The organism is Candidatus Electronema sp. JC (assembly GCF_048287365.2).
Classification (GTDB): domain Bacteria; phylum Desulfobacterota; class Desulfobulbia; order Desulfobulbales; family Desulfobulbaceae; genus Electronema.
Genome location: NZ_JBLWEM020000004.1, coordinates 1 through 19,118, shown reverse-complemented (window position 1 = coordinate 19,118; position 19,118 = coordinate 1). Strand labels below are relative to the sequence as shown.

The window sequence follows — 19,118 nt, the reverse complement described above, 5'->3', positions numbered from 1 at the left end:
TCAGGACTGACCCGCTCCGCTTCGGCGCTGCTATAAACTCGCTGAGTGCCGATTAAAAAATTAATATAATCGTACTCACTTACTTTGGATTTATTCATCCTGATAGGTTAACTGATTTTTACCAACTGCGTAACTCCTAATTTTTTCAAAATCAGATTTTTTACCAACTAAAATTTGACGCAAGTGAAATGCAGTTATTTTCGCATTCAGCGGATTAGGGTAGGTGTACATTTTTCTATGCCGGACAGAACCTTCAGCGTATGGCCCATGATTGTATTCTGTATAGTTTGAATATTTTGATTCTTTATGCAAAGCGAAATCATAATTTAGAAAATCTCCGTCCATAACAATAAGGGTGACTATGTTTTTGCTCGCACTGTCAAGAAGGGCGAAAAAATAAAAGTATGGAATTACTATCGTTTCATCCCTAATCTTGACCATAGCTGACCCGCATGGAAAACAGCTGTTTTAATCAATAGTCATCCCTCTTGAATCGCTGCCGCTGGCCTTCTGAATCAATTTTTTGATTTCCAATCCGATTATTACGCCAGATTTCCTGTCACGAATAATTAAATCCGGTGTGGTCAATGCGCCAGAGTGAAAAATTTCAAAATATTCTGGCAGGCAGGTTTTTAACTCCTGTTCGACCCATTTGTCGAAAGGGTCATCTTGCACAGTTCCAATGCTCAATTTTTCCGTAAGAGAAACTGGAATGCCATTACTGCCATTTTTTGCAATGAATATCCGGTAAACTGCAAGAACTATCTCTAACGCTGTCATATGCCAATCTCACCCATAAAACGCGGCCCGCAGGAGCTGCTTCGTGTAGTCATGCTCAGGCGTGGAGAAGATGCGGGCCGCCGGGCCGGATTCAACGATTCTGCCTTGGCTCATCACGGCCAGCTCGTCGGCCAAGGAGCGCAGCACGCGCAGGTCATGGGTGATGAAGATGCAGGTGAGACCATGCCGCCGCCGCACTTCGCGCAGCAGGGCGATGATCTGGGCCTGAATGGTCACATCAAGCGCGGAGGTCGGCTCGTCGAGGATGAGCAGCTCCGGCTTGAGGATCAAGGCTCTGGCGATAGCGATGCGCTGCCGCTGGCCGCCGGAGAACTCGTGCGGGAAGCGCCCGGCCATGTCCGGCTCAAGCTCCACCTCGCGCAGAGCCTGCGCCACCAGCTCCTGACGTTCCTTCCTGCGCAGCTGCGGCTCATGCACCTGCAAGCCCTCCCCGATGATCTGTTCCACAGTCAGGCGCGGCGAAAGTGATGAGAAGGGATCTTGAAAAACAATCTGCATGTGGCGGCGCAGCGGGCGGAACTGGCGGCTGCTCAGGCTGGAGAGGAGAATGTCTTGGCCGTCGTCGCGGCGGAGGCGGATTGCGCCTTGAAAAGGAGTCAGGCCGAGCAGACAGAGGGCGAGGGTGCTCTTGCCGGATCCTGACTCGCCGATGATGCCCAGCGTTGTGCCCCGGCGGATGGTCAGGCTGATGTCGTCCACGGCCTTGAACTGGCTGACCTGCCGCCGGAACAGCCCTTGGCGCCGCTCTTTCACGGTGAAGGAGCAGGTCAGCCGCTCGATGGTGACCAAGGGCGCGCCGCCTGCCGCAGCAGGCGCCTTGCGTTCCTGCGGAATGGAGGCCAGCAGTTTGCGGGTGTAATCCTCCTTCGGCGCGGCGAAGACCGCCTCGGCGCCGCCCTGCTCAACGATGCGGCCTTTGCGCATGATGGAGACCGTCTCCGCCGCCTTGCGCACAAGGGGCAGGTCGTGGGTGATGAGCAGCACGGCCATGTTGAACTCGCGCTGCACGTCCTTGATCAGGTCAATGATCTGGGCCTGGATGGTCACGTCCAAGGCGGTGGTCGGCTCGTCGGCGATGAGCAGGGCAGGGCGGCAGGCCAGGGCCATGGCGATCATCACCCGCTGCCGCTGCCCGCCGGAGAGCTGGTGCGGACAGGCGCTGATCTTGCTCTCCGGCTCCTGAATGCCGGTGCGGGCAAGCAGGCTGACCGCCTCCGCGCGCGCCTCCTCCTTGCTCATCCGCCGGTGCAGCAGCAGCGGCTCCATGAGCTGCCGCCCAATGGTCAGCACCGGATTGAGCGAGGTCATCGGCTCCTGGAAGACCATGGCGATCTCATTGCCGCGCACTGCCCGGATCTCTCTGCCGCTCAGACGGAGCAGATCCCGTCCCTTGAAGAGGATGCGCCCGCCCATGCGCACCTCGCTTACGTCCTCCAGCAGGCGGAGTACCGACAGCGCGGCCACCGATTTGCCGGAGCCTGACTCGCCGACAAGGGCGTGGGTGCTGCCCGGCGCAATGCTGAGGCTTATGCCGTGCAGCACCTCGCCGCCGCCCGCCTCTGCGTCCGCGCGGAAAGAAAGTGTGAGATTGTCAATCGCGAGCAATGGTTCCATGGTGGGAAATGTACCGCATGGCTGCGGGGAAGGGCAAGCAGGAAAAGAACAGCGGCGTTTTGAAACCGAACGAGGACAAAGCATTCTGCCGTTTTCGCATCAAAAGAATGACACAGACAGCCATGCGCCGTCCGGGCGGCGCGCGTTATTCTGTTGCGGGCGGCGGCCTGCTGAGGTATAGGAAAACAGGCCGGAATTTTGCGGCGGAAATTTCAGCCGCCCGCATGGCGTTAACGAAAAAATTTGCAAAGGCAGGCCGCTGCGTCAGCCCTTTCGACAGAACGATTTCATGTACAAAAAAAACAAGCACATTCATTTCGTCGGCATTGGCGGCATTGGCATGTCCGGCATCGCCGAGCTGCTGCTCTATCTTGGCTATAAAGTCAGCGGCTCGGACTTGCGCGGCTCGGACATCACCCGCCGCCTTCAGCTTGTCGGCGGCATCATCCATCAAGGCCATCAGGCAGGCTGGGTCGAGGGCGCGGACGTGGTCGTGGTCTCCTCTGCTGTGGCGACGGACAACCCTGAAGTTTTAGCCGCCCGCGAGCAGCAGATTCCGGTGATCCAGCGGGCCGAGATGCTGGCCGAGCTGATGCGCCTGAAAAAATACGGCATCGCGGTCGCGGGCAGCCACGGCAAAACGTCCACCTCCTCGCTGATTGCGGCGGTGCTGCATGAGGCGGGTCTTGATCCGACTGTGGCTGTGGGCGGCAAGGTGGACTGCTTCGGCGGCAGCAACGCCCATCTCGGCGAGGGCGAATTCCTCGTCGCCGAGGCGGACGAGAGCGACGGCTCCTTCCTCAAGCTCTCGCCGGTGATTGAGGTCGTGACCAACATTGATCTGGAGCACGTGGATTATTACCGCGATCTCGATCACATCAAAGAGACCTTCCTCGAATTCATCAGCCGCATTCCCTTTTACGGCGCGGCGGTGCTCTGCTTGGATGACGCGAACGTTACCAGCCTTTTGCCGCAGATTCAGCGGCGTAAAATCACCTATGGCCTAACTGAGCAGGCCGATCTGCATGCCGCCAAGATTGAACGCAAAGGTCTGAGCAGCGAGTTCTCCGTCTATTTCCGGGGCAAGGAGCTGGGCCGTGTGCGGCGCAATTCACCAGGTCGGCATGTGATTCTCAACACCTTGGCCGCCATTGCTGTGGCCTTGGAGCTGGAGATTGAATTTCCGGTCATCGCCCATGCCTTGGAGAAATTCGAGGGCGTGCAGCGGCGGCTGCAAATCAAGGGCGAGAAGCAGGGCATTCTCGTTGTGGACGACTACGGCCATCATCCGACCGAAATCCGCGCCACGCTCGACGCAATCCGCGACGGCTGGCCTGACCGCCGCTTGGTGGTGGTTTTCCAGCCGCACCGCTACACCCGCACCAAGGGCTTGTTCAACGAGTTCGCCACCGCCTTTTACCGGGCCGACGTGCTGATTCTGACTGACATTTACGCGGCCAGCGAACAGCCCATCGAGGGCGTGAGCAGCGCGTCTCTGCTGGAAGCGATGAAACAGCACGGCCAGCGGCAGGCGCATCATCACAGCAATTTAGCCACGCTTCCCGCAGATCTCTGCGATTTTATCGAGCCGGGCGATCTGGTGCTGACTTTGGGCGCGGGCAGCATCGTTCAAATCGGCGAGCAGCTTTTGGAGCTGCTGGAGCGGAAAGACCTCACAAAGCTCTAAATAATCAGGTTGCAGCAGAGAGTGAAGCGGCTTCTTCTGTTGCGGTATTTTTTCCATCACCCTGAGTTGATGCTCCTTTCCTGCTCGCTGGCAAAGGAGTTCGGCTTGGTCAAAGAGGAGTCCTGACGACTTGGAAAGGAGTTATACTCGATAGAAAAGGAGTTCAGCTTGGCAAAAGAGGAGTTCTATCGACTTGCAAAGGAGTTGTATTCGGCAGAAAAGGAGTCTGGCCGAGTAACAAAGGAGTTTGGCTAAGCAGCAAAGAAGCTCTGCCGACCTGAAAAGGAGTTTGAGTCGGCCAAACTTCTTTGCTGCCGACTAAGAAAGCAGTTTGGCCAAGCTGAACTCCTTTCTTGCCGAGCCAAACTCCTTGACAAACGAGCAGCATTCTTCCTTGGCTTGTTGATTTATGCAGGAGATCTTATGAACGAGCACCAGCGCAGACTGCTGACAGCAGCAGGTTTGACGGAACTGCGCTTCGACGCGCCAATGAGCGAATGCTGCACCCTGCGGGCGGGCGGCACGGCAGCGGCTTTGATTGATGTGCAATCAATCGAGGAGCTGCGCCGCCTGCTCGCCTTGCTGACTGACGAGGAAATTAAATTCCTCGTCATCGGGCGTGGCTCCAATCTTCTCGTGACCGACAGCGGGTATTCTGGCGCAATCATCCGCCTTAAAGGCGAATGCAACGCCCTTGCCGTGCAGGAGCGCGGCCCGGATTTTGCCCTTGTCAAGGCCGGAGCAGGCTGCGCTTTGGGCAAGCTGGTTTCTTGGTGCGGCGGGCAAGGTTTGGCTGGCTTGGAATTTTTGGCCGGCATACCCGGCTCTGTCGGCGGGGCAGTGCGGATGAACGCCGGGGCTTGGGGCCAAGAAACCGGCGCACTGCTTTTTGCGATTGAACTTGTTGACAAAGATGGCCGTATCCGGCAGATTTCAGTGGACGCATTACGTTTGAGCTACCGCAATCTGGCTCTGGCGGACGGCGAACTCGGCAGCAGCATTCTCACGGCGGCATGGTTCCGCCTGACTGCTGATGAGCCGGAACAGATCCGCAGCCGCTGCGCCGCATATCTGGAGCGCAGAAAAGGCAAGCAGCCTGCGGGCGCGGCTTCGGCAGGCTCGTTTTTCAAAAATCCGCCCGGCGATTTCGCAGGCAGGCTGATTGAGGCTGCCGGGCTGAAAGGCGCGAGCTGCGGCGCGGCGATGATCTCACCGGTGCATGGCAATTTCCTCGTCAACACCGGCGACGCAACAGCGGCGGACATCCTCGCGCTGGCAGAACAGGTGCAGGCTGAAGTTTTCGCCCGCTTCGGCATCCGGCTGGAGCCAGAAGTGAAAATCATCCGGGATGAGTCATGCCAGTGAGCAGGCCGCGCGGCCCAAGCAGCCGCTACCGGCGGGTCCGGCCAAGTCATTCCAGCGCGTTCCGCCGCTTCCGCACCGCTGTGACCGGGCAAAGCTGGAACGCGCCGCCAGTCAGGAACGGCCCTTACGGAAAAAACGGGAGCAGTCTTGGCAGCAGCTCTTCAGCAGGACAGCAGCTCCTGCGCCTGTCCAAAACGGCGGTGCTGGCGCTGCTGCTGACTGTGCTGCTGGGACTGACGCTCTTGCGCGGCTGGCAGGCCGTGGAGCGTTCTGGAACTTTCCAGCTGCGGCAGATCAATGTGCAGGGCTGCCGGATTGTGCGCGAGGAAGAGCTTCTGGCTCTGGCCGATCTTCGTCCAGGCGGGCCGCTGTTCGAGATCAGCCTGCCTGAGGCGGAAGAGCGCGTCCGCCGCCATCCGTGGATCGACACGGTCAGCATCCGGCGTTTCTGGCCGGACACTCTGCATGTGCTGGTGCAAGAGCGGCGGCCATTGGTGCTGATCAATCTGGAAAAAGGACTGCATTATGTGGATCAGAACGGCACGGTCTTCGCTCCGGTTGAGCCGGGCCAAGATGTTGATTTTCCTGTGCTGACAGGTCTTGACCTGCCGCCGGGAGCCAGTCTTGCCGACGGCCCTGCCGCAGCGGCGCTTCAGTTTTTTCAGCTGGCCGCGCAGGGCGATCCCGGCCTGCCTTTGCAGGCCCTATCTGAGCTGCATCTGAGCCGGAACGGGGAAATTATTGCATATCTGACGGAACGGCCCTTTCCTATTCATCTGGGATATGGTAGAATCAAGTCCAGATATTATCAGCTCGTCAAACTGCTGAACTTGCTGTATCATAAAGATAAAATTAAAAATGTCAGAGAAATTCGCATGGATTACCAGTCTGGCCGCATTCTTGTGGTCAAGCTGGAGCCATAAGCGGAGCGTGTCATGGAAGATCTGGATATAAAAGAAGAAACAGCGGCAGCCGAAGATGTCGGGGAGATCAGGCCGCTGCGGGAGACCGGTTCCGGCGAGCTGGTCGCCGGGCTGGACATCGGCACGACCAAAATCTGCGCCGTGATCGGCGAGGTTTTTCCTGACGGCAGCGTGGACATCATCGGCGTGGGCACTGCGGCCTCGTCGGGCATGAAGAAAGGCGTGGTGGTCAACATCGAGTCCACAGTGCGGGCGATCCGTCAGGCCATGGACAGCGCTTCGGACATGGCGGGCTGCGATATCGAGACGGTGTATGTCGGCATCGCGGGCACTCACGTCAAAGGCTTCAATTCGCCCGGCATCATCGCCATCAACAATCAGCAGATCCGCCAGCGCGAGATTGACGCGGTGATTCAGGCCGCGCAGACGGTCAAGGTTTCCGACAACCAGCAGATCATCCATGTGCTCCCGCAGGAATACATGGTGGATGACCACACCGGCATTCAGAATCCGCTCGGCATGACCGGGGTGCGTTTGGCCACCAATGTTCACATTGTCACTGCCGACGTGACTTCGCTGCACAATCTGATCACCAGCTGCAACCGGGCCGGACTGAACGTGGCCGAGGTGGTGCTGGAGTCAGTGGCCTCGTCCAAGGCGGTGCTGACCCCGGACGAGATGGAGCTGGGCGTGGCCCTTTTAGACATCGGCGGCGGCACCACCGATCTGGCTGTTTTCTGCAACGGCACGATCAAATACACTTGGGAGCTGGCGCTTGGCGGCAACAACCTGACCAACGACCTTTCCGTCGGCCTGCGCACTCCGCTGCAAGAGGCCGAGCAGCTCAAGTACCGCTACGGCAGCGCGCTGTCCTCCTTGATCAAGGAAAATCACATCATCGAAGTGCCGACCGTCGGCGACCGCAAGGCCCGCAAGGTCTCGCAGAAGGTGCTGGTGGAAATCCTTGAAGCCCGGATTGAGGAAATTCTTCAGGTGGTGAACAAGAAAATCTGCGGCTCCGGGTATAGGAATCGGATCAACGCGGGCATGGTCATCACCGGCGGCACCGCCCTTTTAGCCAACATCGTCGAGCTGGCCGAGCAGATTTTCGACATGCCGGTGCGGGTGAGCTGCCCGCAGGGCGTGGGCGGCCGGGTGGAGGACATTGAATCGCCCCGCTGCACCACGGCGGTCGGGCTGGTGCTCTACGGCAGCACGGCCCGCAGCGTTCAGCCCGCCGAGAGCGGCAATGTGATCACGCGCTTGAAAAATTTTCTCAAAAATATTATTTAGCATTGAGCGGCGGTCGGGGCGGCGGTACAATGGGCTGGACTGACAATGCAGCAGGCGCGAAATGTTTGAGAGGGAAGCATGTCCTATAGAGAAGAAAAACCTGTGGCGACGATCAAGGTGATCGGAGTCGGCGGCGGCGGCGGCAACGCCATCAACACGATGGTCGAGCACCGGCTGGCCGGAGTGCAGTTCATCGCCGCCAACACTGACATGCAGGCACTGGAGAAGTCGCGGGCGGACATCCGCATCCAGCTCGGCCCGAACGTGACCAAGGGCATGGGCGCGGGCGCGTCTCCTGAAGTCGGACGGAAGGCGGCCGAAGAAAGTCTGGATGATCTGAGCAGTGCCATCGCCGACGCGGACATGGTCTTTGTCACCGCCGGGCTGGGCGGCGGCACCGGCACCGGCGCCGCGCCGGTGATCGCCAGACTGAGCAAGGAGCAGGGCGCGCTGACCGTGGCCGTGGTCACCAAGCCCTTCTACTTTGAAGCCAAAAAGCGGATGAAAAACGCTGAGGCGGGCTGGGAGGAGCTGAAGAAAAATTCAGACACCATCATCACGGTGCCCAACGACCGCCTGCTCGGTCTGATGCAGAAGAACTCCACCATGGTGGAGATGATGAAGATGGTCGACGATGTCCTCCTGCAAGCGGTCAAAGGCATCACCGACTTGATCAATCTGCCCGGCCACATCAACGTTGACTTCGCCGACCTGAAGACGGTCATGAAGGAAGTCGGCCCGGCGATCATGGGTTCCGGCGCAGCTTCCGGCGAGAACCGCGCCGCCGAGGCGGCCAAACGGGCCATTGACAACCAGCTCCTCGAAGACGTGGGCATTGACGGCGCGCTGGGCATCCTGATCAACATTTCGGCCACCAGCTCGATGACTATGAACGAATTCATGGAGGCCTCGGCCCTGATTCAGGACAAGGCGCACGAGGACGCGAACATCATCATCGGTGCCCTGTTCGACGAGAACATGGGCGACGAGCTGCGGGTGACGGTGATCGCCACCGGCATCGCCCGGCGCGAGGAAGGCGACACCATCTCTGAGCTGGACGCGATGGGCCGCGCCGGACGCAAGGCGGATCCGCTGTTGCAGGAGCCGGAGCCGGCCTTGGAGCGGCGGGCGGTCAGCTTTGCCCGGCCCAATCCGGCCCCGAAGGGAATGCGGCCTATGCCTGCCCCGGTCTTCGACGATCAGAACGATCTGGCCGAGTGGGACGAGCCAGCCTACATCCGCAAGAAAGCGAGCTGAGTTCTGCCTGCCGCCGCTCCCTTGCATCCTCTCCTTGCAACCGAGACCGGCACAGTCCGCAAACGATGGACGGGCCGCCAGCCTGCGGCCCTGCTTTATCCCAACATCTACCCGCTGGCCGTCTCAAATCTCGGCTGCCAGATCGTTTACCGCCTGCTGAACAGCGCGGACGAAATCGTCTGCGAGCGTTTTGTTTATCCGCAAGATCAAGAACCGTTCCGCTCGTTAGAATCCGACCGGACTCTGTCTGATTTCCCCTTTGTTTTCGGCTCGATCAGCTTTGAGCAGGATTATCCCCGTTTGGCCGCGATGCTGGCCGCAGGGGGTATTCCGCCCTACGCGACTGCCCGCAGCGGCCCGCCTGCGCCCGGCAGCCCGCTGGTGATCTTCGGCGGTGTCGCGGTCTTTATGAACCCGGAGCCGCTGGCCGCTTTTGCCGATCTGATGGTGATCGGCGAGGCAGAGGCCGTGCTGCCGCAGCTGCTGCTGAAACTGCTTGCCGCAGTCAGCAGAGACCGGCGCGATTTGCTGCACGAGATCGGCGCGACGATTCCCGGCTGTTACGTGCCGGGCGGCTACAGCTTCCGTTATGACGACGAGGGCAGGGTGCGGGAAATATCCGCCGCGCCGGGCCTGCCGCAGCGTGTGCGCCGGGCCGCCGTGACGACCGCAGATCAGGCCGCGCATTCCGAGCTGCTGTCGCCGGAAGCCGAGCTGAACATGCACATGACCGAGCTGGGGCGCGGTTGCAGCCGGGGCTGCCGTTTCTGCGCCGCAGGCTTCATCTACCGCCCGCCTCGGCTCTGGGACGCGGAGGCGGTGCTGGCCGGACTGGCGCAGCGGCCCGCAGGCGTTGACCGCGCCGGACTGCTGGGCATGGAAATGGCCGACCCGGCCACGCTCGACCGCATTGCCGCTTTTCTCAGCGAAACTGGCTGCGCCCTCTCTTTTTCCTCGCTCCGAGCCGACCGAATTTCGCCCCGCCTGCTTGAGCTGCTCTCCAGCTCCAAGCTCAAATCAGCGGCCATCGCCCCGGACGGCTGCTCGCAGCGTCTGCGGCAGGTGATCAACAAGGGCTTGGCCGCAGAAGACATTCTCGCCGCCGCCGCCGCGCTGACCGAGGCGGGCATCTTCACCCTCAAGCTTTATGTCATGGTCGGCCTGCCCACGGAAAGCAAAGGTGATCTCGACGAATTCATTCAATTAGTGCGGAAAGTGCGGGAGACGATGCTGCCGATTGGCCGAAAAAAAGGGCGGCTCTGCGAGCTTGTTCTTTCCGTCAACAGTTTTGTGCCCAAGCCGTGGACTCCCTTCCAATATCTTTCCTTTGGCGGCGCGGACGAGGGGAGCGATAAGGCGGCTCTGCTGCGTTTGAACAGCGCGATCAAGTATTTGAAAAACGGTGTGGCTGGGCTGGACAATCTCCAGTTCAAGGCCGACCGCCCGGAAAGCGTTCTGCCGCAGGCGGTGTTCGCCCGCGCCGACCGCCGCATTGCCCCTGCGCTTTTGGACATCGGCACAGGAAAATTGTCGTTCAAACAGGCGATGAAGGCGCACGGCCTGTCCGCGTGGCAGTATGCTGTCCGGCCCAGAGCGGCGGACGAGCTGTTCTGCTGGGACGTGCTTGATCAGGGCATCAGCAAAAATTACCTGCGCCGGGAGCTGGAAAAAGCGCTGAAGGCTGAAGCCACCCCGCCCTGCGAAACCTCGCGCTGCCGCCGCTGCGGCGTGTGCGAGAAAGCTGCTAACCGGTTGGACAGTTTTTAGCCATTGGGTAACTCAATAGTTGCCAGCTAAAAAAATCTATTGTTTTTTCACTTTAGATTTATCCCAAAGGAAATAATAAGTTCCATCTCGTCCCATCCTTTTCTCACCGCCCAGTTTTGTTCGCCCTTTTTCTGTCAGCTCTTCCTTTCCGTCAACTATTTGCAAACATCCATGCTTGATCAACAGGCGAAACATATCATGTGTGCTTTTCCCGACATAAGCAGCGAGCCTTGTTGTGGTCAGCTTCGCATAATCAAAACCTTGTGCTGATGCAGAAGGAGTTCCATTTTTTTGCTGCGGAATATTGCTTGGCGTAATTTTCATATCTTCGCTGATGCGAACCAGCCGCTGCGCTTCTTTGCAGGCATCGACATAGACCAGCTTGTCTTGTGTCCTATGAACGCCAATGCCTGCCTCATTATTGTTCACTTGGCTGAAATCGTACAAATTCATGCTGGTGACGATGCAGTACAGCTCGCTTAAATAGAATTTGGCATGAAGATTCTTGCAGAAACTGATCTTGATATGCTGCTGCCCGACCAGCCATTGACGTTCGCTGTCATGCAGCTCCTGCTTGCCGTACACGATTCTGATCTCAGCGAGCTGGCCGCGCTTGTCCTGAAGCAGCTCCCTCATCCGGTCGTTCAGCTTGAGATACGGGCTGATGAGAACAAGCTGCTCTTTTGCTTCCTTGATCAGCCGTTCCAGCAGCAAGTTAAGTTCCATCGTATTGAGGAATTGGGCCATGATGAAATTCGGATATTGTTTTTTCCCTTGAACGGTAGAGGGTACCCTGCTTGACAGATAAAATCAATGATTTTAAGCCGGACTGCTGTCCTGCTGGGAAAAAACTTGCATTCCAACCGGGGGGATGCTGTATAGTGAAGCCATGCTGATTTATCGGAAAGCCGCGCAGTGTTCGAGAAAAAACGGGGTGTTCCCTTCATGCGCGGCATGATTTACCCAATTGCAGGAGGTGCGATCATGTACAACTGGCACGTGGCCGTCAACGGCCAAACCACAGGCCCTTTTTCCCAGCAGCAGCTGCTGGCCGGGCTGCGCTCCGGGCAGTTCAGCCGCGCCACGCTGGTCTGGCGCGAGGGCTTCAGCGACTGGCAGGCGGTTGAAAATGTGCCGGAACTGGCTGATCCCGGTTCTGCTGCGGCAGCGCAGGCGCCGCCGCCGGTGACAGGCCGCCATGCACACGAGATTGATTATGAAATCTTCGGCCATGAAATGCAGTTTGTTGAAATCGAGCTGGATCCGCAGGAAAGCGTGATCGCCGAGGCAGGCAGCATGATGCACATGACCGACGGCATCCGCATGGACACTGTCTTCGGCGACGGCTCGACGGCCTCGCAGTCCGGCGGTTTTTTTGACAAGATGCTCGGCGCGGGCAAGCGGCTGCTCACCGGCGAAAGCCTGTTTATGACCGTCTTCACCCACACCGGCTCCGGCAAGGGCCGGGCCGCTTTTGCCGCGCCCTATCCCGGCAAAATTATTCCGCTGGACCTGAGCAAATATGGCAACCGGATCATATGCCAGAAAGATGCCTTCCTCTGCGCGGCCAAGGGCGTTTCCGTGGGCATCGCCTTCCAGAAGAAAATCGGCGTGGCCCTCTTTGGCGGCGAGGGCTTCATCATGCAGCGGCTGGACGGCGACGGCCTCTGCTTTGTCCATGCTGGCGGCACCATTGTCGAGCGCGAGCTGGCCGCCGGGCAGAGCCTGCGGGTGGACACCGGCTGCCTTGTCGCCCTGACCCAGACCGTGCAGTATGACATTGAGTTTGTCGGCAATGTCAAATCAGCGGTCTTCAGCGGCGAGGGCTTTTTCTTCGCCACCCTGCGCGGGCCGGGCCATGTCTGGCTCCAGTCCCTGCCTTTCTCGCGCCTGGCCGGACGAATTTGGGCCGCCGCGCCGCAGACCGGCGGCGGCGGAGTCGGCGAAGGCTCAGTGCTGGGCGGGCTGGCGAATCTCTTTGAGAAATAGCCCGGCTACTTTTCCAGCGACCAGATCAAATCCGCCCCGGTGGTTTTGGATGTGGTCTCCGTTTCAATGGAAAAGCCGTAAAGAAGATCATAGCGGGCCTTGAACGAGCCGCCCTCGCCGGTGAGATCCTTGCCGTAGCTGAGGTAGAGGTCTTTGTAGATTTCCTTGCCCATGACCAAGGAAACATCGGAGGCCTCCTTGCCGCCGCCGATGCTCACATCAAGGAAATCCTCCATGTCAAGGGCGGCCAGCGGATTGACCGATTTGAGCAGCGCGCCGCCGCCCACCTTGCTCAAGGCGGCGGCGGCAGGGGAGAGCGCGGCGTTGCCGTCCCGGCTGCTGGACATGCTGTTCTGGCCGGAGAGCAGCCAGGAGAGGATTTCCGAATCCTCCATCGGCGTGTCGGAAAAGAGCTTGATGTTCATGTCATCCACGCCGCCGGTGAGATGGATGCCCGCCTCGACCTTGTTCACGGTCTTGGAGGCGCGGATGTCCAAGCCGGGCTGGTCAATCGGGCCGCCCTGATAGAAGATGCGCCCCTCATTGAGCTGGAGGGCGACTCCCTCGAAATCCACGGAAGCGTCGCGAAGATAGATCGCGCCAAGGGCGGTGACGGTCTGCTCCGGCTTGGCGCTGATCTTCAGGCCGCCGTCAAGAAAGCCTTTGAAGCCGAACGCGTCCACTTCCACTTTCTTGCCCATGTCCAAAGCGACGGATGCGGAAAAAGGCAGGCTGTTGGCCGCCGGGCCGTCCTCGCCGTCCACCACCGCCACATCTTTGGATGAGGAAACCGCGCCGCTGAAGCCCTTTGGGGCGATCTTCGCTTTGGGCACGGCAATCCTGCCGCTGAGAACCGTCCCTTTGCCGCTGTGCCGCAGCTTGAGATCGGGGCTGATGAGCACGTTGTATTCCGGCAGCGCGGCGGCCTGGAAGTTTTCGCCGGTGATGCTGAACCCCGCCTCGATCTGCGGCTTTTGCAGCGTGAGATTGCGGCTGACCGTGCCCTTTGCCCGCAGCAGGCCTGGGCCAGAACGGGCCGTGAGATCAAACTGGTTGTGACTGCCGTCGCCGGCCACTGCCAGCCGCAGCTCGCGCAGATCAATCCCGGCTGCTGGAACATGAATCTTGCCCGCGCCGCTCAGTCCCTGCTTGAGTGCCAGCACCCCGTTCATTCTCGGATGAAGGGCGGTGCCGTGCAGGTCAACTGTGCCGCCGAAGCCGCCCTGCGTCTGCACTGCGTAACCGGTGAGCTGGGTCAGCGGGGCGATGTCCATGATGTTGACCGCCGCCTTGCCGGAAAGCGGCATCTGCTCCGGCTTGCGGAAATCGCCGCAGTTGCTCAGGGCGGCCTTGAGGGAGGCGGTGCTGCCGTCCTGAAACGTGGTCTTCGCGTTGAGGCGGAGGCCGCCGTCCTTCAGCCGGGCCTCGATCCGGTTGTCCGACCACCGCCACGTGGCAGTCTTGCCTTCCTCGCCCTCGTAATCCTCGGCTGTCAGGGCCAGCTCCGGCAGGGAGACCGTCAGCTCGGCCTGCTGCGGCAAGGCCCCTTGGCCCTGCGCCGCCGCGCTCACGGCCAGCACGCCCTTCATCTCCGGAAAATTCTCCGGAACAGGTATCCGCCACTTCTCCAGCAGCGCAAGGGCAAGGCGGTCAAGCTGCGCCTGCGCCTGCCAGCCGCCTGCCTTTGTCCATTCGCCGTTCACCGCCGCCCGCACCTGATCTTGGGTCAAGGCAAAGCCGGAGAGGGCGCAGCGTTCGGCGGACAGCAGCACGTCAGCCGCCTGCTCCGTCTTCCACGTGCCGAACTGCGGATTGCGCAGCTCCAGCAAGGCAAGCTGCCCTTGCCAGTGCTGCTCCTTCCAGCCGCCCTCAGCAGCCAGCCGCAGCTCGCCCGGACTGCCAGCCGCCGCAAAGTCCAGCCGGTGCTGCGCCGCGCTGCCCTTGGCCCGCAGGCTGGCCTGGGTGACGCTTTCTTTGCCGAGCTGAATGCCGTCCGCCTTGATCTCCGCGTCCACCTGGCCGTCTGCCGCCAAGTCCGCCTTGACCGCCGCCTTCAGCTCCTTCAGGCTGTGGTCTTGAAAGCGCAGCTTGGAGCCGCTGGCGGTCAGGCTGACAGCGGGCTGCTGCGCCGTGCCGCTGACCGCGCCTTCAAGCCGGAAGCTGCCGCCCGCCTGCGGGGCAAGGCTGGCGAGATCGTCCGAACCGGCCTTGAAGCTGAGGGCCAGCGCCTTGGCCATGTCCGCTGTGCCGCTGGCTTGGACAAAGGTCGAGCCGGATTGCAGGCGCAGCCCATCCACAGCCAAGGAGCTGCCGTCAAATGCCGCCGTGCCGCTGCCTTGCAGGGGAAAGCCGCGCAGCGTGCCATCCAGCTTGTCAATCTGCACCGCAGCAGCGAGGCTGTCAGCGGTCTTGCTGCCTTGGCTGCGCAACTCAGCGTTGATCGCGCCGTGCCAGTCCGGGGCAATCAGGCCGGGGTCAAGCTCCGCCGCCTTCACGTCCGCCTGCCAGCTCAGGCCGTCCTTCCAGCCGAGGCTGCCGCGCAGCTGCACAGCGGATTTGCCGTCAGCAACAGCATGGACATCATGCACAGTCATGCCGCCGTCCGTCAGCGCGGCATCTGCCGTGACCTCAAGACTGGCGAGGGCATGGTCGCGGAACTTGAGCTGCGAGCCGCTGAGACTGAGGGTGATGTTCGCCTTCTCAGCCGGGCCGACAGCACTGCCTTCGAGCTTGAGCGAGCCGCCCGCCTCCGGGGTGAAAGCGGCCAAATCCGCCGCCTCAGCCTGCACGCTCAGGTTGATCTGCTTTGCCGCGTCCGCCGTGCCGCTGATCCGGGCCTTGGCAAGAGCGGAGTCCAAGGCCAAGTCCTTGACAGTCAGCGTCTTGTCCGCAAACGTCACGCTGCCGCCCAGCGCGAAGGGCTGGCCGCGCAGCTCGCCCTGAATGCCGTCTAATTGAAGCTCCAGCGACTGCTTGCCAGCAGCCAGTAGGCCGCTGCTGCGCACTTGGCCGCTGATCTTGCCCGGCCAGTCGGCGGCGGCAAGGGCGGGGTCTATGTCCTTGGCCGCCAGCTCGGCCTGCCAAGAGAAGCCGCCTTTCCAGCGCATACCGCCGCGCAGAGTCAGCTCGGAAGCCGCATGCTTCACGGTGAGGTAGTCAATCTTCAGGCCGGTGTAGTCCGCCGCTGTCACCTTGGCCTCGGCCTGCACGGGCGGGTAGCCCTCGTGGTGAATCTCCGCCGCTATGGTGCCGCCGTAGCTCTTGACCGTCCCGGCAGCTGAGACAATCCGCAGCGTGCCGTCCACCGGCACATCCACCTTGATATCGCGGAGCTGGAAGTGGCCGGTCTCCGCAGCCGCCTGCCAATGCAGCTCGTTGAAGATGTCGGTGGCCTCGCCTTGCAGCGTCACCTTGGCCGGGCTGCTCATGGCCGCCTGCACCGCCACCTTGCTGAAATCACCTGCCGCCGCAACGGTGCCGCGCAGCTCGTTGATGCCATGATCTGGAACGCTCCAGCTGCCGCCCGCCTGCACCGGCCACGCGCCGGTGAACTGCACCTTGCCGCTCAAGTCCGCGCCAAACTGCGAGGTGTCCGCGTGCAGCCGCAGCACTTCAGCGTGATCCCCCTGCGCCGCTGCCTTAGCGACAGCCTCATGGATGACCAGCGCGTCCTCACCGTCATCGGCCACAATCTTGCTCCCGGCAACGCGCAGCTCGTCTATGCGCAGGCCGAGCGGCAGGCGGAGTTCCGGCAGCACGATCCGCTTGCGCGCCTTCTTCTCCTTCTTTGGGGAATTGAGAATGCGGACAACCAGACCCGTTGCGGCGGCCTTGCTGACATGCAGTGTGCGCTCCCGCAACAGGGCCTGCGGCTGCCAGCTGAACGTGAAGTCCTTGACCGTGATGTCAACCTCGTCCTTGACCTGAATGCGGATATCGCCCAGCCGCCATTGGTCAATGAGACGGCCTTGCACCTGCTCGACAGAAAAATACGACCCGGCGAGCCGCCCGGCAGCGCGGACGATGAGCTGCAAGCCGCGCTCTGTGCCGACGAGGAAGACGAGGCTGGCTGAGATGAGAAGGAAGCAGGCAAGGCCGCAGAGGGCGATGCAGCGCAGAGCGGCACGGAAGGTGGAACGGCGGGGCAGGGGACTCGGCTCTTGCATTGGTTAGGTCATCATAAGCAGAGAGGACAGCACAGCTGCCAACCGCCTAGCATGGGGAATAGAGCCGCTATTTAGCGAAGTACTTCACCAGCGGCTTGCCCTTGAAATGGGCATCCTGTGTCCAAATGACCGCTTCATAGACCTGGGCAGTTGCGAGGATGATGCTGTCCGCCATCGGCAGCCGCTGCTCGTGGCTGATCTTGGCTGCTGTCAGTGCGATCTCGCAGGTGATGTCTGCAACCTTTCCCTGTCGCATCAGCGCAGCAGCCTGAAGAGCCTTGTCCTCGCCCGACTCACGCAGCACTACTTTGAAGACCTCGTACAGGCAGACGGTGGGCACAACAAGCTGCTCAAGGTGAGCCAGCGGCGGTGCAAACTGCTCTGCATTAGGGCCGTCAGCAAAGTATTCAAGCCAGCCTGACGAGTCAAGGATGTTCACAGCCTGTCCTCATCCCGCTTGAAGTCTGTATTGATGCCCTTGAGGAAGCCGCGCATCGTGCGGATGTCGTGCTCAGGGATCAGCTCAATCCGGTTGCCATAGAGGAGTATCTGCATCTTCTGACCTGGTGCCAGCCGCATTGCTTTCCTGATCCGCTGCGGGATGAGTACCTGATAGTTCTTAGAGATGGTTGCCGTGTCCATTAGTCTCTCTCCTGTACGCTGAAGGTGAAATCGCCCTACGTCCCGACGCTCACATCTAATATATCCACCAGCCTGTTGCCATACGGGTTTCTCACCAGTGCCAGCACAAGCTGGTCACGCCGCAGCCTGTCCAGCCGGGCAGGGTGTACACGCCGTTAGCGGCGGCCCGCACCTCGTTGCCTGCCTTGCCGCCGTCTTCCATGTCTATAAGGCGGAAGCGCAGCTCGTCGTCCGGCGCGTTGTAGAGCACCTGAATGCGCAGCCGCGTTTCGTCTTCGGTCAAGGTGCCGCCGCTGACCGTTACCAAAGGCGCGGCACTGTCGCTGCTGAGTATGCCTGCATTATCACCGATGCGCACTGCCAGCGGGGTGCGCAGCATCTGCTTGTAGATGCCGGTGCGGGGTGTGCCGTTCTCGGTGTAGCGGGTGGTGACGGAAAGCCGGTACTCGTTCTGCCACGGCTGCGCCTGACTGGGCACATCGGGCATCATGGTGATTTCTGCGTTGGTAATTGTGCCGAGGCGGGTCTGCACGGCGCGGCCATTGTGTGTGCCCTCAATCAGGCATTGGCCGATGCCGTCCTTGCGGTCGAAGAAGAGATCGCTGCCCGTGATGCGGAGCATTCCGTCCGCCCGCAGCACATCCTTCAGGCCAAGCACCTGATCTTCAGCCGAAGTGATGACCGGCAGCTTCTCGGTCGCGGCGATGCGTTCGGTCTGCGCGTTCTGGCGGATGCGCTCGACAAAGGGCTGCGAGACGCTGATGTTGATCTGGAGGCATTCATCCAGCGGCGGGATTGGGTCGTCCGGGTTCGCCAGTCTGCCGCTGAAGGAAGGGAACCAGGTGCAGCTGCCCTCCTTCGTCACTTGCTCGCCGTTGAGCAGCCGCAGAGCGATGACCTCGTCCTCGGTGTTGAGCAAACTCAGGATGTCGCTTTTGCTGAAGTTGGGATGCCGCAGGGCGATGTCGGCGGCAATGTCCTCGCGGCTGGCTGAGTTGCGGGCAACAAAACGGATGCTGTGGGAATGGGGCGTGGTCAGCGGATTGCCCACTATTTTGTATTGAATGGCCATGGCTGTTCTCCGTGAAGGGTAAGCGCGAAATGCGGACATGCAATTACTGTAAACAGCAGTATAAGAAGCTCCGCAGTTTTTATCAAGCCTGCCGTGCGGACTGTCCCAGCATGCTGCGGCGGTTTTGGTCCCAGCAGGTTAGGACCGAGTGGGCCAGCCTGTTGGGACACTATAGCCCAGCAAGCTGGGACATTATGAGGCAGCCTGCTGGGGCACTGCGGCCCAACAGGCTGGGACTGCCGGAGCGAGCATGCTGCGACTTAGCGAGGCAGCAGGGTGACTGCTTGGCTTGCAGCTCGGCACGGACTGCTGCTAATGCCCATCAGCATTGACACCCTAAGTAACTGGCTTCATTGCCGCCTTTCTCTTGGCTGATCAGCTCGCGGCAGCGCAGGAAAGCTGGATGATCGCCCTGCACCCCATGAAGATAGAGCATGGTGTACAGCGTCGCCACTCTCTGGTTCCTGTGGCCGATCTCATGGCTGATGCGCAGGCTTTGCTCAAGATGACTCAGGGCGGCGGCATAGTTGCCCTGCTTCCTG

The 19,118-nt window shown here is 60.5% G+C and carries 17 protein-coding genes; 7 read left to right on the top strand and 10 right to left on the bottom strand.

Annotated features, from left to right (window positions below; translation table 11 throughout):
- Positions 1 to 90: 90 nt before the first annotated feature.
- From ACNKH3_RS00835 to ACNKH3_RS00825, 3 genes are read right to left on the bottom strand one after another with little or no spacing between them, the layout of a single operon-like run.
- Positions 91 to 441: a hypothetical protein gene (locus ACNKH3_RS00835; protein ID WP_420207892.1), complete on the bottom strand. Its 351-nt coding sequence runs from the start codon at positions 439 to 441 to the stop codon at positions 91 to 93.
- Between the two features lie 27 nt (positions 442 to 468).
- Positions 469 to 780: a hypothetical protein gene (locus tag ACNKH3_RS00830; protein WP_420207891.1), complete on the bottom strand. Its 312-nt coding sequence runs from the start codon at positions 778 to 780 to the stop codon at positions 469 to 471.
- Between the two features lie 9 nt (positions 781 to 789).
- Positions 790 to 2,415, bottom strand: a complete 1,626-nt coding sequence (locus tag ACNKH3_RS00825; RefSeq protein ID WP_420207890.1) for an ABC transporter ATP-binding protein — start codon at positions 2,413 to 2,415, stop codon at positions 790 to 792.
- A 289-nt stretch (positions 2,416 to 2,704) separates the two neighbouring features.
- Between ACNKH3_RS00825 and murC the strand changes: the two genes are divergently transcribed.
- Positions 2,705 to 4,102 (top strand): UDP-N-acetylmuramate--L-alanine ligase, encoded by a 1,398-nt coding sequence (gene murC, locus ACNKH3_RS00820; protein WP_420207889.1) that lies wholly within the window; start codon positions 2,705 to 2,707, stop codon positions 4,100 to 4,102.
- Between the two features lie 163 nt (positions 4,103 to 4,265).
- Here murC and ACNKH3_RS00815 read toward each other — a convergent pair whose 3' ends face one another.
- On the bottom strand, positions 4,266 to 4,490 hold the full coding sequence (locus ACNKH3_RS00815) for a hypothetical protein (RefSeq protein ID WP_420207888.1): 225 nt from the start codon (positions 4,488 to 4,490) through the stop codon (positions 4,266 to 4,268).
- Positions 4,491 to 4,525: 35 nt separating this feature from the next.
- Between ACNKH3_RS00815 and murB the strand changes: the two genes are divergently transcribed.
- The 5 genes from murB (at position 4,526) to ACNKH3_RS00790 (ending at position 10,707) form a co-directional block, all read left to right on the top strand.
- Positions 4,526 to 5,467, top strand: coding sequence for a UDP-N-acetylmuramate dehydrogenase (gene murB, locus ACNKH3_RS00810; RefSeq protein WP_420207887.1), 942 nt, complete (start codon positions 4,526 to 4,528; stop codon positions 5,465 to 5,467).
- On the top strand, positions 5,458 to 6,390 hold the full coding sequence (locus ACNKH3_RS00805) for a cell division protein FtsQ/DivIB (RefSeq protein ID WP_420207886.1): 933 nt from the start codon (positions 5,458 to 5,460) through the stop codon (positions 6,388 to 6,390). Before murB ends, ACNKH3_RS00805 begins: the two co-directional genes overlap by 10 nt.
- A gap of 12 nt (positions 6,391 to 6,402) precedes the next feature.
- Positions 6,403 to 7,683, top strand: a complete 1,281-nt coding sequence (ftsA, locus tag ACNKH3_RS00800) for a cell division protein FtsA (protein ID WP_417916687.1) — start codon at positions 6,403 to 6,405, stop codon at positions 7,681 to 7,683.
- Between the two features lie 78 nt (positions 7,684 to 7,761).
- Complete coding sequence (gene ftsZ / locus ACNKH3_RS00795) at positions 7,762 to 8,940, top strand: cell division protein FtsZ (protein WP_420207885.1); 1,179 nt, start codon at positions 7,762 to 7,764, stop codon at positions 8,938 to 8,940.
- Positions 8,941 to 8,961: 21 nt separating this feature from the next.
- Positions 8,962 to 10,707 (top strand): radical SAM protein, encoded by a 1,746-nt coding sequence (locus ACNKH3_RS00790; protein ID WP_420207884.1) that lies wholly within the window; start codon positions 8,962 to 8,964, stop codon positions 10,705 to 10,707.
- Between the two features lie 36 nt (positions 10,708 to 10,743).
- On the opposite strand, the gene ACNKH3_RS00785 is transcribed toward ACNKH3_RS00790, so the two are convergent.
- On the bottom strand, positions 10,744 to 11,454 hold the full coding sequence (locus ACNKH3_RS00785) for a phospholipase D family protein (protein WP_420207883.1): 711 nt from the start codon (positions 11,452 to 11,454) through the stop codon (positions 10,744 to 10,746).
- 237 nt (positions 11,455 to 11,691) lie between these two features.
- Between ACNKH3_RS00785 and ACNKH3_RS00780 the strand changes: the two genes are divergently transcribed.
- Positions 11,692 to 12,696, top strand: a complete 1,005-nt coding sequence (locus ACNKH3_RS00780) for a TIGR00266 family protein (RefSeq protein ID WP_417916285.1) — start codon at positions 11,692 to 11,694, stop codon at positions 12,694 to 12,696.
- Between the two features lie 5 nt (positions 12,697 to 12,701).
- Here the strand turns inward: ACNKH3_RS00780 and ACNKH3_RS00775 are convergent, their stop codons facing one another.
- The 5 genes from ACNKH3_RS00775 to ACNKH3_RS00755 all read right to left on the bottom strand — a co-directional run.
- Positions 12,702 to 16,862 (bottom strand): translocation/assembly module TamB domain-containing protein, encoded by a 4,161-nt coding sequence (locus ACNKH3_RS00775; RefSeq protein ID WP_420207882.1) that lies wholly within the window; start codon positions 16,860 to 16,862, stop codon positions 12,702 to 12,704.
- A 67-nt stretch (positions 16,863 to 16,929) separates the two neighbouring features.
- Positions 16,930 to 17,301: a type II toxin-antitoxin system VapC family toxin gene (locus tag ACNKH3_RS00770; RefSeq protein ID WP_417916845.1), complete on the bottom strand. Its 372-nt coding sequence runs from the start codon at positions 17,299 to 17,301 to the stop codon at positions 16,930 to 16,932.
- Positions 17,298 to 17,504, bottom strand: coding sequence for an AbrB/MazE/SpoVT family DNA-binding domain-containing protein (locus ACNKH3_RS00765; protein ID WP_417916844.1), 207 nt, complete (start codon positions 17,502 to 17,504; stop codon positions 17,298 to 17,300). The genes ACNKH3_RS00770 and ACNKH3_RS00765 overlap by 4 nt, the downstream gene beginning before the upstream one ends.
- A 91-nt stretch (positions 17,505 to 17,595) precedes the next feature.
- Entirely contained in the window at positions 17,596 to 18,576 is a 981-nt protein-coding gene (locus tag ACNKH3_RS00760; RefSeq protein WP_417916843.1) for a hypothetical protein, read from the bottom strand.
- Between the two features lie 322 nt (positions 18,577 to 18,898).
- Positions 18,899 to 19,118, bottom strand: a 220-nt coding sequence (locus ACNKH3_RS00755) for a hypothetical protein (RefSeq protein ID WP_417916842.1), incomplete at its 5' end; no start/stop codon positions are given.

Bases quoted from the DNA above. Each gene is read 5' to 3' on its own strand.
- ACNKH3_RS00835 (WP_420207892.1), bottom strand. From the start codon at position 441: ATGGTCAAGATTAGGGATGAAACGATAGTAATTCCATACTTTTATTTT.
- ACNKH3_RS00830 (WP_420207891.1), bottom strand. From the start codon at position 780: ATGACAGCGTTAGAGATAGTTCTTGCAGTTTACCGGATATTCATTGCA.
- ACNKH3_RS00825 (WP_420207890.1), bottom strand. From the start codon at position 2,415: ATGGAACCATTGCTCGCGATTGACAATCTCACACTTTCTTTCCGCGCG.
- murC (WP_420207889.1), top strand. From the start codon at position 2,705: ATGTACAAAAAAAACAAGCACATTCATTTCGTCGGCATTGGCGGCATT.
- ACNKH3_RS00815 (WP_420207888.1), bottom strand. From the start codon at position 4,490: ATGCTGCTCGTTTGTCAAGGAGTTTGGCTCGGCAAGAAAGGAGTTCAG.
- murB (WP_420207887.1), top strand. From the start codon at position 4,526: ATGAACGAGCACCAGCGCAGACTGCTGACAGCAGCAGGTTTGACGGAA.
- ACNKH3_RS00805 (WP_420207886.1), top strand. From the start codon at position 5,458: ATGCCAGTGAGCAGGCCGCGCGGCCCAAGCAGCCGCTACCGGCGGGTC.
- ftsA (WP_417916687.1), top strand. From the start codon at position 6,403: ATGGAAGATCTGGATATAAAAGAAGAAACAGCGGCAGCCGAAGATGTC.
- ftsZ (WP_420207885.1), top strand. From the start codon at position 7,762: ATGTCCTATAGAGAAGAAAAACCTGTGGCGACGATCAAGGTGATCGGA.
- ACNKH3_RS00785 (WP_420207883.1), bottom strand. From the start codon at position 11,454: ATGGCCCAATTCCTCAATACGATGGAACTTAACTTGCTGCTGGAACGG.
- ACNKH3_RS00780 (WP_417916285.1), top strand. From the start codon at position 11,692: ATGTACAACTGGCACGTGGCCGTCAACGGCCAAACCACAGGCCCTTTT.
- ACNKH3_RS00775 (WP_420207882.1), bottom strand. From the start codon at position 16,862: ATGCAAGAGCCGAGTCCCCTGCCCCGCCGTTCCACCTTCCGTGCCGCT.
- ACNKH3_RS00765 (WP_417916844.1), bottom strand. From the start codon at position 17,504: ATGGACACGGCAACCATCTCTAAGAACTATCAGGTACTCATCCCGCAG.
- ACNKH3_RS00760 (WP_417916843.1), bottom strand. From the start codon at position 18,576: ATGGCCATTCAATACAAAATAGTGGGCAATCCGCTGACCACGCCCCAT.